15 protein-coding genes are annotated in these 16,918 nt (G+C 70.5%); 10 read left to right on the top strand and 5 right to left on the bottom strand.

Going from position 1 to position 16,918, the window contains the following annotated elements:
• The first annotated feature begins 127 nt into the window (after nucleotides 1–127).
• On the top strand, nucleotides 128–1,657 hold the full coding sequence (locus tag AB0305_RS08795) for a sodium:solute symporter (RefSeq protein ID WP_364138652.1): 1,530 nt from the start codon (nucleotides 128–130) through the stop codon (nucleotides 1,655–1,657).
• A gap of 87 nt (nucleotides 1,658–1,744) precedes the next feature.
• On the opposite strand, the gene AB0305_RS08790 is transcribed toward AB0305_RS08795, so the two are convergent.
• Together AB0305_RS08790 and AB0305_RS08785 are read right to left on the bottom strand one after the other, a co-directional pair.
• A complete protein-coding gene (locus AB0305_RS08790) occupies nucleotides 1,745–1,978 on the bottom strand; it encodes a hypothetical protein (RefSeq protein ID WP_364138655.1) in 234 nt (77 codons plus the stop codon).
• A gap of 198 nt (nucleotides 1,979–2,176) precedes the next feature.
• Complete coding sequence (locus tag AB0305_RS08785) at nucleotides 2,177–4,078, bottom strand: FAD-binding monooxygenase (RefSeq protein ID WP_364138657.1); 1,902 nt, start codon at nucleotides 4,076–4,078, stop codon at nucleotides 2,177–2,179.
• Between the two features lie 245 nt (nucleotides 4,079–4,323).
• Between AB0305_RS08785 and AB0305_RS08780 the strand changes: the two genes are divergently transcribed.
• The 8 genes from AB0305_RS08780 (at nucleotide 4,324) to AB0305_RS08745 (ending at nucleotide 13,075) form a co-directional block, all read left to right on the top strand.
• Nucleotides 4,324–5,802 carry a fumarylacetoacetate hydrolase family protein gene (locus tag AB0305_RS08780; protein WP_364138659.1) on the top strand — a complete coding sequence of 493 codons (1,479 nt, stop codon included), beginning with the start codon at nucleotides 4,324–4,326 and terminating at the stop codon, nucleotides 5,800–5,802.
• The gene (locus AB0305_RS08775; protein WP_364138661.1) at nucleotides 5,795–6,475 is read left to right on the top strand and encodes a GntR family transcriptional regulator; all 681 of its coding nucleotides are present in this window, start codon (nucleotides 5,795–5,797) and stop codon (nucleotides 6,473–6,475) included. The genes AB0305_RS08780 and AB0305_RS08775 overlap by 8 nt, the downstream gene beginning before the upstream one ends.
• A gap of 32 nt (nucleotides 6,476–6,507) precedes the next feature.
• The gene (hpaE, locus tag AB0305_RS08770; RefSeq protein WP_364138663.1) at nucleotides 6,508–8,034 is read left to right on the top strand and encodes a 5-carboxymethyl-2-hydroxymuconate semialdehyde dehydrogenase; all 1,527 of its coding nucleotides are present in this window, start codon (nucleotides 6,508–6,510) and stop codon (nucleotides 8,032–8,034) included.
• Between the two features lie 51 nt (nucleotides 8,035–8,085).
• Entirely contained in the window at nucleotides 8,086–9,171 is a 1,086-nt protein-coding gene (gene hpaD / locus AB0305_RS08765) for a 3,4-dihydroxyphenylacetate 2,3-dioxygenase (protein ID WP_290258660.1), read from the top strand.
• Between the two features lie 2 nt (nucleotides 9,172–9,173).
• Complete coding sequence (hpaH, locus tag AB0305_RS08760; RefSeq protein ID WP_290258661.1) at nucleotides 9,174–9,959, top strand: 2-oxo-hept-4-ene-1,7-dioate hydratase; 786 nt, start codon at nucleotides 9,174–9,176, stop codon at nucleotides 9,957–9,959.
• Nucleotides 9,944–10,795: an HpcH/HpaI aldolase/citrate lyase family protein gene (locus AB0305_RS08755; protein ID WP_364138667.1), complete on the top strand. Its 852-nt coding sequence runs from the start codon at nucleotides 9,944–9,946 to the stop codon at nucleotides 10,793–10,795. Before hpaH ends, AB0305_RS08755 begins: the two co-directional genes overlap by 16 nt.
• Before the next feature lie 151 nt (nucleotides 10,796–10,946).
• The gene (locus tag AB0305_RS08750; RefSeq protein WP_364138670.1) at nucleotides 10,947–12,116 is read left to right on the top strand and encodes a VIT1/CCC1 transporter family protein; all 1,170 of its coding nucleotides are present in this window, start codon (nucleotides 10,947–10,949) and stop codon (nucleotides 12,114–12,116) included.
• The gene (locus AB0305_RS08745) at nucleotides 12,116–13,075 is read left to right on the top strand and encodes a matrixin family metalloprotease (RefSeq protein ID WP_364138673.1); all 960 of its coding nucleotides are present in this window, start codon (nucleotides 12,116–12,118) and stop codon (nucleotides 13,073–13,075) included. Before AB0305_RS08750 ends, AB0305_RS08745 begins: the two co-directional genes overlap by 1 nt.
• A gap of 3 nt (nucleotides 13,076–13,078) precedes the next feature.
• Here the strand turns inward: AB0305_RS08745 and AB0305_RS08740 are convergent, their stop codons facing one another.
• Together AB0305_RS08740 and AB0305_RS08735 are read right to left on the bottom strand one after the other, a co-directional pair.
• The gene (locus tag AB0305_RS08740) at nucleotides 13,079–14,212 is read right to left on the bottom strand and encodes a Rossmann fold nucleotide-binding protein (RefSeq protein ID WP_366172407.1); all 1,134 of its coding nucleotides are present in this window, start codon (nucleotides 14,210–14,212) and stop codon (nucleotides 13,079–13,081) included.
• A 6-nt stretch (nucleotides 14,213–14,218) separates the two neighbouring features.
• Complete coding sequence (locus tag AB0305_RS08735; RefSeq protein WP_364138679.1) at nucleotides 14,219–14,722, bottom strand: SRPBCC family protein; 504 nt, start codon at nucleotides 14,720–14,722, stop codon at nucleotides 14,219–14,221.
• Nucleotides 14,723–14,796: 74 nt separating this feature from the next.
• Here AB0305_RS08735 and AB0305_RS08730 point away from each other — a divergent pair, with 74 nt between their 5' ends.
• Nucleotides 14,797–15,573 carry a gamma-glutamyl-gamma-aminobutyrate hydrolase family protein gene (locus tag AB0305_RS08730; protein ID WP_364138682.1) on the top strand — a complete coding sequence of 259 codons (777 nt, stop codon included), beginning with the start codon at nucleotides 14,797–14,799 and terminating at the stop codon, nucleotides 15,571–15,573.
• Here AB0305_RS08730 and AB0305_RS08725 read toward each other — a convergent pair.
• Nucleotides 15,570–16,856 (bottom strand): MFS transporter, encoded by a 1,287-nt coding sequence (locus tag AB0305_RS08725; protein WP_364138685.1) that lies wholly within the window; start codon nucleotides 16,854–16,856, stop codon nucleotides 15,570–15,572. The genes AB0305_RS08730 and AB0305_RS08725 overlap by 4 nt on opposite strands.
• Nucleotides 16,857–16,918: the final 62 nt, after the last annotated feature.

The following is a 16,918-nucleotide window of genomic DNA, read 5'->3' as shown; positions in this document are numbered from 1 at the left end:
TTGCCTATTTGGCAATGAACGTTACACCTCGCACCCTCCGCATGTTCTTCCGTCCAGCAGATCCGGCGGCCGCTTCGCAGTGCCGCGGCCGGCCCGCGGGCTGCCACAACCGCTCCAAGGAGCCTCTATGGATGCACAATTCCTCAACATCGCCATCGTGGTGGTGTATCTGATCGCAATGCTGGCGTTCGGCTGGTGGGGCAAGTCCCGCACCAAAAACAACAGCGACTTCCTCGTAGCCGGCCGCCGGCTCGGACCCTTCCTCTACACCGGCACCATGGCCGCCGTCGTCCTGGGCGGCGCTTCCACCGTCGGCGGCGTCGGCCTCGGCTACAAGTTCGGCATCTCCGGCATGTGGCTGGTGGTGGCGATCGGCGCCGGCGTCCTGCTGCTGAGCCTCCTCTTCGCCGGGACCATCCAGAAGCTGAAGATCTACACCGTCTCCCAGATGCTGACCCTGCGCTACGGCAGCCGCGCCACCCAGGCCTCGGGCATCGTCATGCTGGCCTACACCCTGATGCTCTGCGCCACCTCCACGGGCGCTTACGCCACCATCTTCGTGGTGCTCTTCGGCTGGGACCGGGCGCTCGCGATCGCCGTCGGCGGCGCAATCGTGCTGATCTACTCCACGATCGGCGGCATGTGGTCCATCACTCTGGCGGACCAGGTCCAGTTCGTGATCAAGACGGTCGGCATCTTCCTGCTCATGCTCCCGTTCACCCTCAACGCCGCGGGCGGCCTGGACGGCATCCGCAGCCGCGTGGATGCCAGCTTCTTCCAGATCGACGGCATCGGCGTGCAGACGATCATCACCTACTTCGTCGTCTACACGCTGGGCCTGCTGATCGGCCAGGACATCTGGCAGCGCGTGTTCACGGCCAAGACCCCCTCCGTCGCCCGCTGGGGCGGCGCCACCGCGGGCATCTACTGCATCCTCTACGGTGCCGCCGGCGCCCTGATCGGCCTCGGCGCCCGCGTGGCCCTGCCCGCCATCGACGTGAAGGCGCTCGGCAAGGACGTGGTCTACGCGGAGGTCGCCACCAACCTGCTGCCGATCGGCATCGGTGGCCTGGTGCTCGCCGCCGCCGTCGCCGCCATGATGTCCACCGCTTCCGGCGCCCTGATCGCCGCGGCCACGGTGGCCCGCGCCGACGTCGTGCCCTTCGTCGCCGGCTGGTTCGGCAAGACCGTCAACACTGACGACACGGACAACCCGGAGCACGACGTCAAGGCCAACCGCGTCTGGGTCCTGGGCCTGGGCGTCGTGGCGATCGTCATCGCGATCATCACCAAGGACGTCGTCGCCGCGCTCACCATCGCCTACGACATCCTGGTCGGCGGCTTGCTGGTGGCAATCCTGGGCGGCCTGGTCTGGAAGCGCGGCACCGGGATCGCCGCCGCCGCGTCCATGGCCGTGGGATCGGTCATCACCCTTGGCACCATGATCATCCTCGAGATCAACGCAGAGGTCCCGCTGGACGGCATCTACGCCAACGAACCGATCTACTACGGCCTGATCGCTTCGGCGCTGGTCTACGTGGCGGTCTCGCTGCTGACCAAGCCAACCGACGCCGCCGTGATGCGCTCGTGGCAGCAGCGGGTCGCCGGCGGTTCGGCGGAGCAGGAACCGGACGAGGTCCCGGTTCTCACACACTAAGGGTCCGCGTGCACTAAAACGACGGATTAAGAACGACGGCGGCGCCTCCCGGGGGGGGCGCCGCCGTCGCGCTGTGTGGGGCCGGGGCTACCCGCCGTCCTCCGGGCCGCGGAACTCGTCCGCGTCCGGCGACCCGACGGGCTGGTCCTCACCCAGGAAGTCCTCCGTGTCCAGGGGCAGTCGCTGGTCGGCCTCCTCCAGCAGCTCCTCCTCGACGGTCTCCGAGTCCTCGACCGGTGCGTCGTCGGCGAAGTCGTAGTCGGGGTCGGACTCAACGGAGTCCCTCGACGGCCGGGCGGCCTGTGATCCGGTGTTGTCCATGGTGCGACCTCCGTGCGCTCGGGCTGGCAGCGGTGTGCGGTTGCTCCGCTCACGTTTCCGGGAGCGGCTGGCGGGCCTGCCGGGAATCCCGCCTGGCGTTTTCATTCGAACACCGGCCGCGCTTCCGGTCAAGGAAACGCCGCCGGTGCCGTAGGGGCGCCGGCGGCGGTTCGCGGGACTGCGCGGCTGGCGCCGCCCTCAGGAGACCGGGAGGGCCGACTGCCGGGGAAGGAGCGGGGCGAAGAAGGCGGCGAGTTCCGCCGTCGCCGTCAGCGGCAGCACCGTGGCGACGTACTGGTCCGGCCGGACCACGACGACGGCGCCGTCCCGGCTGATGCCGCGCAGGTCGAAGATGTCCGCGGACGGGTCCGTGCCGTAGACCTTCTCCAGGTAGGTCAGCGCGAAGGGGCCCACCTGTGGCTTGAATACGTCCGGGACGGCGGTGATGTCCACCTCCGTGTGGGGCTGCTGGTAGATGACCTTGACGTCGAACCAGGCATCCCGGTCCAGGCCTTCGGGCGTCGCGGCCACGGGCGATTCCGGGGCCCCGGCCAGCCAGGCCGCCAGGTCCGTGGTGGGCGAGGGGGCGCCGGCCACAGCGGGATCTGCGAAGACGTAGATCCGCCAGCGGCCGTCCGCCGTGGCCTGGTGGCCCAGGTGCAGGGGGTTGGTGTCGCAGACCCGGACGACGGGCGCGGATTTGAAGCGCTTGCCGATCGGGAACCCGGCGGCGAGGTCCTGGTGCACCGGCTCGCCGATCAGGATGGACGGGGCGTACTGGGTCATGAAGCCGGCCGGGAATTCGGCGGTGCTGACGTAGAAGTCCTCCAGCTCGGAGGGGCTGTTGAACTCCTCCGGCTTCTTGGCCATCAGGGTGGACCATTCCTTGTCGAAGTCGATGAGGTTCTTCGCCACCACCTGGCGCTCGGCCGAGTAGGTCGCCAGCAGCTCCTCCGGGCTGCGTCCCTCGAGCACGTGGCCCAGCTTCCAGCCGATGTTGAAGCCGTCCTGCATGGACACGTTCATGCCCTGGCCGGCCTTGGCGCTGTGGGTGTGGCAGGCGTCGCCGGTGATGAACACCCGCGGGGTGCGGGTCCCGCGGTCCGCGGGGACGACGTCGTCGAACCGGTCGGTGAGCCGGTGGCCCACCTCGTAGACGCTGTGCCAGGCGACGTTGCGGACGTCCAGCGTGTAGGGGTGGATGATGGCGTTGGCCTTGGCGATGATCTGCTCGATGCTGGTCTGCCGGACGGCGCCGGCGTCGCCCTCGGGGACCACACCCAGGTCCACATACATGCGGAACAGGTGTCCTCCCTCGCGCGGAATCAACAGGATGCTGCCGCCGGAGCCGGAGGTGATGGCGCACTTGGTGCGGATGTCCGGAAAGTCGGTGTTGGCCAGCACGTCCATGACGCCCCAGGCGTGGTTGGCCTTGTCCCCGGCCATGGTGCAGCCGATCGAGTCGCGGACGCGGCTGCGGGCGCCGTCGGCACCGACGACGTATTTGGCCCGGACGGTGCGCTCGGTGCCGGCGTCGGGCCCGGCGGTGCGGGTGAGGGTGACGGTGACGGGGTAGTCGCCCTCCCCCACCTCGAGGCGGACGAAATCCCAGCCGTAGTCGGGCCGCATCCGGGCCGGGGAGTTAGCCATGAACTCGGCGAAGTAGTCCAGGACGCGGGCCTGGTTGACGATCAGGTGCGGGAATTCGCTGATGCCGGCGGGGTCGTCCAGGGCGCGGGCGGAGCGGACGATCCGGGTGGCGTCGGCCGGGTCCGGCTTCCAGAACGCCATCTCGGTGATCCGGTACGCCTCGGCGATGATCCGCTCGGCGAAGCCGAAGGCCTGGAACGTCTCGACGCTGCGGGCCTGGATGCCGTCGGCCTGGCCGATGGCGAGGCGGCCCGGACGGCGTTCGATGATGCGGGTACTGACGCCGGGGAACTGGGCAAGCTGCGCGGCGGCCAGCATGCCGGCGGGGCCGGTACCGACGATCAGCACGTCCATCCGGTCGGGCAGCTCGTCGGGGCGGTCGAGGCCGACGCCGGCGGCGGGCTGGACCCGCGGGTCACCGGAAACGTATCCGTGGTGGTGGAAATGCACGGGCTGTCCTCACTTCGTTGTGTGGCGTTGGGCTTCGGGCGCCGGCTACGGCTCCACACCCAGGGTGTTCGATAATAGAATTTTGCGTTCGATAATAGAACGCTTCTGTCTGCTCATTGACTGTACGGCAGGTATGACGCAGCTTACAAGTGGCTCGAAATATCCCGCGGTGACGGGGTTGACAGGGCCCCACCCCCAGGGGGACAGTGATCGTATACGATTTCGTACTCGATGAGGAGTAGCTCTTGGAACAGGTCACCGACCACACCCTGGCCGCGGCACGGAAGGTCATTGCGGTCCACCTCAATTACCCCAGCCGGGCCGCCCAGCGCGGCCGCACGCCGGAGCAGCCCTCGTACTTCCTGAAGCCATCGTCCTCCCTGGCCCTCTCCGGCTCAAGCGTCGAACGTCCGGCAGGCTGCGAACTGCTCGGCTTCGAGGGCGAGGTGGCCCTGGTCATCGGCAAGGACGCCCGCCGCATCGGCATCGAGGACGCCTGGAGCTACGTCGCCGCGGTGACCGCCAGCAACGACCTCGGCGTCTACGATCTGCGCTACGCGGACAAGGGCTCCAACGTCCGTTCCAAGGGCGGCGACGGGTTCACCCCGGTGGGCCCGGCCCTGATCCCGGCCGACGCCATCGACCCGGCCGGGCTGCGGATCCGCACCTGGCACAACGGCGAGCTGGTCCAGGACGACACCACCGCGGACCTGCTCTTCCCCTTCGCCCGGCTGGTCGCGGACCTCTCCCAGCTGCTCACGCTGCAGGAGGGTGACATCATCCTCACCGGCACCCCGGCCGGAGCCTCCGTGGCCCGGCCCGGCGACGTCGTCGAGGTCGAAGTCAGCGGCGGCGCGCACAGCACCGGCCGGCTGCGCACCACAGTGACCGAGGGAGCGACGCCGTTCGCCGACTTCGGCGCCGGGCCCAAGGCCGACGACACCCAGCGCGAGGAGGCGTACGGCTCCCGCGCGGCGGCCGGCCTCCCCGAGTCCGGTACCGCCGAAAACACCGCACCTGCCCTGCCCCCGGAGCTGAAGGCGAAACTCGAGAGCGTCTGCACCGCCACCCTGTCCTCGCAGCTGCGCAAGCGTGGCCTGAACAACGTCAGCATCGACGGGCTCCAGTCCACCCGCCCCGGAAAGCGGATCGTGGGCCTGGCCCGGACCCTGCGCTACGTGCCCAACCGGGAGGACCTCTTCAAGACCCACGGCGGCGGCTTCAACGCCCAGAAGCGCGCCATCGACACGGTCAACGACGGCGAGATCCTGGTCATGGAGGCCCGGGGCGAGAAGGGCACCGGCACGGTCGGGGACATCCTGGCCCTCCGCGCCCAGGTCCGCGGCGCGGCCGCCATCATCACCGACGGCGGCGTCCGCGACCTGTCCGCCGTCGCCGCCCTGGAGATGCCCACCTACTTCGCCAACCCGCATCCCGCCGTCCTGGGCCGCCGGCACGTCCCCTGGGACACGGACATCACCATTGCCTGTGGCGGCACCACCGTCCAGCCCGGGGACATCATCGTCGCCGACGCCGACGGCATCCTGGTGATCCCGCCGGCCCTCGCCGAGGAACTGGCCGAGGACTCCATCGCCCAGGAACGCGAGGAGGCCTTCATCGCCGAGATGGTGGCGCAGGGGCACAGCGTGGACGGCCTCTACCCGCTCGACGCCGCCTGGCGCGGGAAGTACGAAGCCTGGGACGCGGAGCAGCCCCGTGACTGAGACCGCCGCTCCAGGCGCCGGAACCACCGCTGCCGCCAGCAAGTCCCAGCTTGCCTACGAGGCGGTCAAGGCCAGGATCGTGGACGGCAGCTACTCCCCCGGCTACCGGCTGGTGCTCGGCGCCATTGCCAAGGACCTGGGCGTCAGCGTGGTCCCGGTCAGGGAGGCGATCCGCCGGCTCGAGGCCGAGGGACTGGTGACGTTCGAGCGGAACATCGGCGCCACCGTCGCCGGGATCGACCCCACCGAGTACCTCTACACGATGCAGACCCTCAGCATCGTCGAGGGTGCCGCGACCGCACTGTCCGCTCCCCTGATCGGCGCCGCGGACGTGGCCCGGGCCCGGGCGGTCAACGCCGAGATGCGCGAGTGCCTGGAGCACTTCGACCCCGTCCGGTTCACCCGGCTGAACCAGGACTTCCACAGCGTCCTGTTCGAACACTGCCCCAACCCGCACATCCTGGACCTGGTGCACCGGGGCTGGAACCGGCTCGCCGCGCTGCGGTCCTCCACGTTCCGCTTCGTCCCGGGCCGGGCCAGCGAATCGGTCGAGGAGCACGAGGCGCTGCTGCGGCTGATCGAGGACGGTGCCGACGCCGACGAGATCGAGCAGGCTGCCCGCCGGCACCGCAGCGCCACCCTGGACGCCTACCTCGCCCAGACCAACCACTGACTGACCACCGATCACCAGATAGGACCTCAACGATGACGACTCCTTCAGAAACCACCGTCACCCGGCACGTGCCGGCAAACCTTCCCACCACCATCCAGCACTACATCAACGGCCGGTTCGTGGACTCCGTCTCCGGGAAGACGTTCGACGTCCTGGACCCGGCCTCCAACCAGACCTACGCCACCGCGGCCGCCGGCCAGAAGGAGGACATCGACCTCGCCGTCGCCGCCGCCCGCGAGGCCTTCACCAACGGCCCCTGGCCGACGATGAAGCCCCGCGAGCGCGCCCGGGTACTGAACAGGATCGCCGACGCCGTCGAGGCCCAGGAGGCCCGTCTCGCCGAGCTGGAAACCTTCGACACCGGCCTGCCGATCACCCAGGCCAAGGGCCAGGCCCTCCGCGCCGCCGAGAACTTCCGCTTCTTCGCGGACCTGATCGTGGCCCAGTTCGACGACGCCATGAAGGTCCCGGGCGCGCAGATCAACTACGTCAACCGCAAGCCGATCGGCGTCGCGGGCCTGATCACCCCGTGGAACACCCCGTTCATGCTCGAGTCCTGGAAGCTCGCCCCGGCCCTGGCCACCGGCAACACGGTGGTGCTCAAGCCGGCCGAGTTCACCCCGCTCTCGGCCTCCCTGTGGGCCACGATCTTCAAGGACGCCGGCCTCCCGGACGGCGTCTTCAACCTGGTCAACGGCCTGGGCGAGGAGGCCGGCGACGCCCTTGTCAAGCACCCGGACGTCCCGCTGATCTCCTTCACCGGCGAGACCACCACCGGCCAGACGATCTTCCGGAACGCCGCTGAGAACCTCAAGGGCCTCTCGATGGAGCTCGGCGGCAAGTCCCCCTGCGTCGTCTTTGCCGACGCAGACCTGGACGCCGCGATCGACTCCGCCCTGTTCGGCGTCTTCTCGCTCAACGGCGAGCGCTGCACCGCCGGGTCCCGGATCCTGGTCGAACGCCCCGTCTACGAGGAGTTCTGCGAGAAGTACGCCGCCCGGGCGAAGAACATCGTCGTCGGCGACCCGCAGGACCCCCGGACCGAGGTCGGCGCCCTGGTCCACCCCGAGCACTTCGCGAAGGTGGCCTCCTATGTCGAGATCGGCAAGACCGAGGGCCGGCTGCTGGCCGGCGGCGGCCGGCCGGAGAACCTTCCCGAGGGCCTGGACAACAGCAACTACATCGCCCCGACCGTCTTCGCCGACGTCGCCCCCAACGCGCGGATCTTCCAGGAGGAGATCTTCGGCCCCGTCGTCGCCATCACCCCGTTCGACACGGACGAGGAGGCCCTCGCCCTGGCCAACAACACCAAGTACGGCCTCGCCGCCTACATCTGGACCCAGAACCTGACCCGCGCGCACACCTTCTCACAGAACGTCGAGGCCGGCATGGTGTGGCTCAACAGCCACAACGTCCGCGACCTGCGCACTCCGTTCGGCGGCGTCAAGGCCTCCGGGCTGGGCCACGAGGGCGGCTACCGCTCGATCGATTTCTACACCGACCAGCAGGCCGTCCACATCACCCTCGGCAAGGTCCACACCCCCAAGTTCGGCGCCTGAGTCTTCCAGCCAGCGCTCACCTGCCCCCCCTTTCAACGAAGAGAGACCCCCATGACCGATTTCATCCCCACCCCCACCGTCCCGGCGCCGGACATCGTCCGCTGCGCTTACATGGAAATCGTCGTCACCGACCTCGCGGCATCCCGCGCGTTCTACGTGGACCTGCTCGGCCTGCACGTGACCGAGGAGGACGAGAACGCCATCTACCTGCGCTCCCTCGAGGAGTTCATCCACCACAACCTGGTGCTGCGCAAGGGACCGGTGGCCGCCGTCGCCGCCTTCGCCTACCGGGTGAAGTCCCCCGCCGAGGTGGACGCCGCCGAGGCCTACTACCGGGAGCTCGGCTGCCGGGTGGAGCGCCGCAAGGAGGGCTTCACCAAGGGCATCGGCGACGCCGTCCGGGTCGAGGACCCGCTGGGCTTCCCCTACGAGTTCTTCTACGAGGTGGAGCACGTCGAGCGCCTCACGCAGCGCTACGACCTGTACTCCGCCGGCGAACTGGTGCGCCTGGACCACTTCAACCAGGTCACCCCGGACGTCCCCCGCGGCCGCAAGTACCTGGAGGACCTGGGCTTCCGGGTCTCCGAGGACATCAAGGACTCCGACGGCGTCACCTACGCCGCCTGGATGCACCGCAAGCAGACCGTGCACGACACCGCCCTGACCGGCGGCAACGGCCCGCGCATGCACCACGTCGCGTTCGCCACGCACGAGAAGCACAACATCATCCAGATCTGCGACAAGATGGGCGCCCTGCGGATTAGCGACCGGATCGAACGCGGCCCCGGCCGGCACGGCGTCTCCAACGCCTTCTACCTCTACATCCTGGACCCGGACGGGCACCGGATCGAGATCTACACCCAGGACTACTACACCGGCGACCCGGATAACCCCACGATCACCTGGGATGTCCACGACAACCAGCGCCGCGACTGGTGGGGCAACCCGGTGGTCCCGTCCTGGTACACCGAGGCGTCCCTGGTCCTGGACCTGGACGGCAACCCTCAGCCGGTCATCGAGCGCACCGACGCCTCGGAAATGGCCGTCACGGTCGGCGCCGATGGCTTCTCCTACACCCGCAAGGACGGCTCCCCCGAGGGTGACCGGACCGGGTTCAAGCTCGGCGCGCAGCTCTGACCATGATGGAGCAGGCGGCGATCGAGGCGATCGCAGACGAACTGGTGGACGCGGGCCGGACCCGCACCCCGGTGCCCCGGCTGACGGCCCGGTACCCGGAGATGACGGTGGAGGATTCCTACGCCGTGCAGCGGCTCTGGCGGCGCCGCAACGAGGACGCCGGCCGGACCCTGGTGGGCCGGAAGATCGGCCTGACCTCCAAGGCGATGCAGGCGGCCACGGGCATCACCGAACCGGACTACGGTGCGATCTTCGATGACATGGTGCTGGAGACCGGCTGCTCCGTGCCGTGGGACCGGTACACCCACCCGCGGGTGGAGGTGGAGCTCGCGTTCGTGCTCAAGGACGGGCTCAAGGGCCCCGGCGTGACGCTCTTCGACGTGCTGCGGGCCACCGAATACGTGGTGCCGGCACTGGAGATCCTGGACTCCCGGATCGAGATGGAGGGGCGGACCATCGTGGACACCATCGCGGACAACGCCGCGATGGGCGCCATGGTGGTGGGCGGCAACCCGGTGAAGCCGGGCGACGTCGACCTCCGCTGGGTCTCCGCCATCCTCTATAAGAACCAGACCGTCGAGGAAACCGGCGTCGCCGCCGGCGTCCTGGACCACCCGGCCAACGGGGTGCACTGGCTGGCGAACAAGATCGCCGCCCACGGGGACGCGTTGGAAGCCGGGGACATCATCCTGGCCGGGTCCTTCACCCGCCCGCTCTGGGTCTACCGGGGCGACACCGTCCACGCCGACTACGGACCGCTGGGAGCCGTGACATGCCGTTTCGACTAGAAGAAACCTTCCGCGACGCCCTCCACCGCCGGGCCGAAGGGGTCCGGCCGCTGGCGGGCATGTGGGTCTGCTCCGGCAGCCCGCTGATCGCCGAACTCTGCGCCGGCTCCGGCCTGGACTGGCTGCTGGTGGACGCCGAGCACAGTCCCAACGGGCTGGAATCCATCCTGGCCCAGCTCCAGGCCATCCACGGCTACCCGGTCCACACTATGGTCCGGCCGCCGGTCAACGACACCGTCCTGATCAAGCAGTACCTGGACCTGGGCGTGCAGAACCTGCTGATCCCCATGGTCAACTCCGCGGCGGAGGCCGAAGCCGCGGTGGCCGCCACGCGCTACCCGCCGCAGGGGGTCCGCGGGGTGGGGTCCGCCCTTGCCCGCGCCGCGCGTTGGAACCGGGTCCCGGACTACCTCGCCCGGGCCGGGGAGACCATCAGTGTCACCGTCCAGATCGAGTCGACCGCCGCCGTGGACGCGGTGGCGGACATCCTCGCCGTCGACGGCGTGGACGCCATCTTCCTGGGCCCCTCGGACCTCGCCGCCTCGATGGGGCTGCTGGGACAGCAGGAGCACCCCGACGTCGTCGCCGCCGTCGAACGCTGCCTCGCCGCGGCGCGGGAGGCCGGGAAACCCGCCGGCGTCAACGCCTTCAACCCGGCGACGGCGGACCGCTACCGGGCGGCCGGAGCTGCCTTCATCCTGGTGGGCGCCGACGTCGCGCTCCTGGCCCGGGGTTCCGAGGCGCTCGCCGCACGGTTCTGCGTAAACGGCCCGCCTGGGGAACACACGGGGGCGGACGACGGCGCCGCGGCGGGCGGCGGGACGGCCAGCTACTGAGGCCGCCGGAGGGGGGCCGCCGGAGCCCGCAAATTTTACGGCGGCCCTAAACTTTTCGGTGAGGAATACCGGCCGAAAATCCGCGGAATACCGGGGTACGCTGGGAGCTGATCCGGGCCCGACGAGGCCACATCCAGCCAGGAGTTTTTCCGTGTCCCAGCACGCACCATCCAACCAAAACCACGCCCACGGCGACGCCCGGCCGGCCGGCTCCGGCCACACCCCGGCAGCGTCGATGACGGAGCACAAGCCCGCCGACATCCGGCGCTGGCGCCAGTACCTGGCCGACGAACGCGCCGAGGCCCGCGTCTACCGGGAACTGGCCCAGAACCGCAGCGGCGAGGAACGCGCCATCCTGCTGTCCCTGGCCGAGGCCGAGGGCCGGCACGAAGCACACTGGCTGCAGCTGCTCGGCGAGCACGCCGGCCGGCCGCGTCCGGCGTCGCTGCGCAGCCAGCTGCTGGGCTTCCTGGCCCGGCACTTCGGCTCGGTGTTCGTCCTGGCCCTGGCCCAGCGGGCCGAGAGCCGCTCCCCCTACGCCAACGACCCGTCCGCAACCCCGGCCATGGTCGCGGACGAACAGATCCACGAGGAGGTGGTCCGGGGCCTGGCAACCCGCGGCCGCAACCGGCTCGCCGGCAGCTTCCGCGCCGCCGTATTCGGCGCCAACGACGGACTGGTCAGCAACCTCTCCCTGGTCATGGGCATGGCGGCGTCCGGCGTCGGCAGCTCCGTGGTGCTGCTCAGCGGCGTCGCGGGCCTCCTGGCCGGTGCGCTGTCCATGGGCGCCGGCGAGTTCATTTCCGTCCGCTCCCAGCGTGAGCTGCTGGCCGCCACCCGGCCCACCCAGATCACCCTCGCCGCTGCGCCATCCCTGGACATCGAGCACAACGAACTCGTCCTCGTCTACCTGGCCCGCGGCATGTCCCGGGAGGCCGCCGAGCACCGCGTCGCCGAGCGGATGGGCCTGCTGGACTGCGACTGCGATCCGAGCCTCTCGCTCCAGCCGGAACTGCCCGAGGCCGAGGACCAGCACGAGGCCGTCGGCACGGCCTGGGGCGCGGCGGCCTCGAGCTTCTGCTTCTTCGCCTCCGGCGCGATCATCCCGATCATCCCGTTCGTCCTGGGCATGACCGGCGTCGCCGCCCTGGTGGTCTCCGCCGGCCTGGTGGGCATCGCGCTGCTGCTCACCGGCGGCGTCGTGGGCCTGCTCTCCGGCACCTCCCCGGTCACCCGCGGCCTGCGCCAGCTGGCGATCGGCCTGGGCGCCGCCGCCGTCACCTACCTGCTGGGCCTGGTCTTCGGCGCGGTGGTCGGCTAGTGGAAGACCCGGGCCCCCGGAACCGGCCGCCGCGGCACAGCCGTGCCGCCGGCGGCTTCCGGGCGGCCCGGAACCTGGCGGCCGTCGCGTTCATCGCGGTGGCCGCTTTCGCTACCGCCGGGCTGGTCTACAACGATCCCCGGCTGACCGAGCTGCTGGGGCTCTCCCACGACTCCACCGCCCGACGCGTGCCGGGGACCGGGCTGGGCACCGGGCCCGGCGCCGTCGGACACGCCACGGCCAGCAGCCCCGCCCGGCAGGCCGGGGTCCCGGCCGACGGCACGGCCATGGCCGTCCCGCCGCCCGGCTACGAGGAACAGGACCAGCCCCTCGGCCAGGCCCGAAAACCCGCGGCGGCCAGCAGCTCCTTCAAGTTCCTGGCCACGAACCCGGACGGCGGCCCCGTGGGCTACTCGCCCTGCCGGCCGCTGCACTACGTGGTCAACGCCGCCCTGGCCCCGGCCGGCGCGGAAACCCTAGTGGAGGACGCCATCAAGACAGTCGCCGCCGCGACCGGGATCAGGTTCGTCAGCGACGGCGCCACCACCGAGCTGCCGTCCCAAACCCGCGCCCCGTACCAAAAGGACGCCTACGGGGACCACTGGGCACCCCTGCTGATCGCCTGGACGACGCCGGAGCAGGCGCCGCAGCTGGAGGGCCCCGTGATCGGCACGGGCGGCAGCACGCACTTCAGTTTCGGGGGCGGCCCCAAGACCTACGTCACCGGCAGCCTGGAACTGGACGCCCCGCAGATCACCGAGGAACTGCGGCGCGGCGACGGATCCGCCTACGCCACCGCGGTCATCCTGCACGAACTGGGCCACGTCATGGGCCTGGAGCACGTCACCGACCCGGACCAGCTGATGTATCCGGAGATCGGCGCCCCGGACGGGCTCGCCGCCGGCGACCTGAACGGCCTCTACGAACTCGGCCGCGTCCCCTGCCGCAAGGACCTCTAGGGCTCAGGAGTCCAGGACGGCCAGCGCCTCTTCGACCGAGTCCACCAGGAAGATCCGCCGTTCCATCTGCCGGCCCGAGGCGATGCTCTGCAGCAACGGCCATGCCGGGTAGCGGCGCAGCCAGTGCTCCCGCCCCACCAAGACCATGGGCGGGATGGTTTCCGGCGCCCCGTAGTAGTTTTCGCAGGCGTCCTGGAAGATCTCCTGGATGGTGCCGCCGGAACCGGGCAGGAACACGATCCCGCCGTTGCACAGCTCCAGCAGGACCGTCTCGCGGATGGAGTTCGCGAAGTACTTGGCGATGTGGGTGGCGAAGTAGTTGGGCGGTTCGTGCCCGTAGAACCAGGTGGGAATGCCCAGCGACGGCGTCCCGTCCGGGTGGCGTTCGACGACGGCGGCGGCCGCCCGGGCCCAGGCCGACACGGAGGGCCGGAAACCCGGCACCGCGGCCAGGTCCGCCAGCGCCTGACGGAAGTCGGGTTCGGCCGCCCCGCTGAGGTAGGCGCCCAGGTTGGCGGCCTCCATGGCGCCCGGGCCGCCGCCGGTGGCCACCAGCCGCCCGGCGCGGGCGAGCAGCCGCCCGAGCAGCGCGGCCTCCATGAAGCCGGCCGATCCCCGGGTGGCGGCGTGGCCGCCCATCACCCCAACCAGGGTCTTTCCCCGGGCCGCGTCGGAGCGGGTGAATTCTTCCAGGGCGTCCCCGATCGCGTGGTCGTGGAGGGCGGCGGCGAGGGTGGCATCGAGGCGGCGGCGCTGCCCGGAGTGGATGCTCCAGTGGTAGATCCGGGCGTCCGGGGTGTCCTCGTAGCGGGTCTCCGCGATGCCGGCGTAGAGCTCCTCCGGGGTGTACAGCGTTCCGCGGTAAGGGTTGAACGGCACCTTTTCCAGCCTGGGGAAGATCAGCGCGCCGCCGGCCCGGAGCATGGCCTCGACCCCGTCGTCGAAGGTGCAGCCCAGGAAGACGGCGCCCTGGACGTCGGCGGCTTCCAGCGCCGCGCGCCGGCCGCGGAGGTCCAGGGACTGCAGGTGCCAGCCGTGGAGGGATCGGGCGCCGCCGGACACCAGCCGGTCAAAGCTCTCCAGGCTCTCGACCTCGAGGGTGCGGGGGCTGGGGTGCAGGCTGCGGGCGGCGCTCATCCGGCACTACGCCCGGACGTCCGGGGCGGGTACGTCCCGGGCGGGTACGTCCTGGGCGCGCCGCTCGGACAGGTACCGGTCCAGCCGGGCCAGGGTCTGCTCCAGGTTGGCGGGGTGCCGGCGCAGGTAGCCGGCCAGGCGCAGCAGGAACCGTCCCCGGACCGCGCGGGCGTCCCACTGTTCGGTGACCAGGGTGCCCGCGACCCCGGACTCGGTGGCCGGTTCCAGCAGGTACCGCCAGATGTGGCCGTAGAAGTGCCGCCAGGCGATGCGCCGGCCCTCCTCAAACTCACAGACGGTATTGAGGATCTTGTAGTCCACCCCGATCTTCATCTCCATGCCGAACCGGGCGCCGGGTCCCAGCCGTTCAGGGCCGCGCGGCTGGGCGCCCTTCACGGTGCCGGAGCCGTCGATCTCGCTGTGCAGGGCGGGAGTGGCCAGCACCTCGAAGATCTCCTCCGGGGAGGCGGCGATGAAACGGCTGCGGGAGACCAGGTACCGGTTGTTCATCCGGCAATCCTAGCCTCCGGCGCGCGGTGGGACGGGCGCCGCGGCGGGGCCCGAAACGTGGTGCAAAATGAGGCATGCAGATTCCGACCTCATCCGCCGGAGGACCCCGCATCGGGGTGCCCGTCCGGCTCAGCAGTTCCTCCGACCCGGACCCCAGGGTGGGCGAGGCGAACGACCTCTTCGACTACATCGTGGCGCTCCTGCGCGGGGCCGGCGGAGAGCCGGTGCTCCTGACGGATGCGACGGGCGTGCGCGGACTCGACGGCGTCGTCCTGCCCGGCGGCGGGGACCTGGACCCGGCGCTCTACGGGCAGACCGACGGCGGCACCTGCTACGACGTGAACGCGGCCCAGGACGAGCTCGACCTCGCGGTGGCGCGGGAGGCGATGGACGGCGGCGTTCCGGTGCTGGGCATCTGCCGGGGGCACCAGCTGCTGAACGTGCTCTACGGCGGCACCCTGGTCCAGGACATGGACCCGGGCGCGGTGCCGCACCGGGAGGCCGTCCCGTCCGACGATCCGGTCCACGACGCCGGGCCGTGGGCCTGGCACGACGTGGACATCGTGGCCGGTTCGAAGGTCGCCGCCCTGTACGCGGGCTGGAATCCGCAGCGGGTCAGGATCGCCTCCGGACACCACCAGGCCGTCGCCCGGGTGGGCAACGGCTTGGTGGTCACGGCACTCGCCGATGACGGGACCGTGGAGGCGCTGGAGGATCCGGCGCGCTGGTTGGCCTCGGTGCAGTGGCACCCCGAAGCCGCAGAACTTCCCGCGGGCGAGCGGCTGGCGCCGTTCGCGGCGTTCGTGGCGGTGTGCCGGCAGCGGCTGCCGGCGGACCGGACGGGAGCCTAGGCCCGGCCCGCGGCCACGGGTTCGGCGGTTTCCGCGGGGGCGGCGGCACCGGCGTCGTTCACGACGCCGTCGTTCATGGCCCCGTCGTTAGTGCCCGCGGTCCGGGCGGGGGCGTTCCGTGCCCGCTTCGCGGCGCCGGCGGCGGCGACGGCCATCACCACGAGCCCGGCCAGCGTGGTGGCCGCACCTGCCCAGATCGGGGAGGTGTAGCCCAGTCCGGCGGTGATGGTGACGCCGCCCAGCCAGGCGCCCAGGGCGTTGCCGACGTTGAACGCGCCGATGTTGGCGCCCGAGGCCAGCGTGGGGGCGCTGTCCGCGTACTTCATGACGCGCATCTGCAGGCCGGGGACGGTGGCGAAGCCGAAGCCGCCCAGCAGCACCATGGAGGCGATGGTCATCGGCTGGTTGGCGGCAGTGAGAGCGAAGACCACGAGCACCACTACGAGGGCAGCGAGCACCACCAGCAGGGTGCGGTCCACGTTCCGGTCAGCGGCCTTGCCGCCGATGGTGTTGCCGATGAAAAGTCCCACGCCGAAGAGGATCAGCAGCCACGGGACGGTGCCGGCGGAGAAGCCGGTGACCTCGGTCAGCGTGAAGGCGATGTAGGTGAAGGCGCCGAACATGCCGCCGTAACCCAGGATGGTGACCAGGATGGACAGCCAGACCTGTCCGGACCGGAAGGCACGGAGCTCACCGCGCAAACCGCCTGCGGTAGAACCAGCGCCGGTGTCGCCGGCACCGGTCCGCGGGACCAGGGCCAGGATGCCGGCCAGTGCCAGGACCCCGATGACGGTGATGGCCCAGAAGGTGGAGCGCCACCCCGCCGCCTGGCCCAGCATGGTGCCGAAGGGGACGCCCAGAACGTTCGCGGCGGTCAGGCCGGTGAACATGATGGCGATGGCGCCGGCCTTCTTGGTGGGCGCGACCATGCTGGCGGCGACCACCGCGCCGATGCCGAAGAAGGCACCGTGCGCGAGTGCGGCGATGATCCGGCCCACCATCATGACGGTGTAGCCGGGTGCGAGGGCGGAGATGAGGTTGCCGGCGATGAACAAGACCATCAGGGCGGCCAGCACGGGCTTGCGCTCGAACCGGGTCACGGCGGCGGTCAGGGCCAGCGCCCCCACGACGACGGCGAGCGCGTACCCGGAGATGAGCCAGCCGGCGACCGCCTCGGTGACGTGGAAATCCGCGGCGACCTGCGGCAGCAGGCCCATGATGACGAACTCGGTGAGTCCGATTCCGAACCCGCCGAGGGCGAGTGCTATCAGGCCGATAGGCATGGATGACTCCTTCGAAAACTGTACTGAAAGTGGGGGGACGCGTAAGCTATTAGTTGCAGACG

The sequence above is a fragment of the Arthrobacter sp. NPDC080086 genome (genome assembly GCF_040702285.1).
The sequence above is the reverse complement of the archived record's forward strand: the minus strand, read 5'-3'. Positions and strand labels throughout refer to the sequence as shown.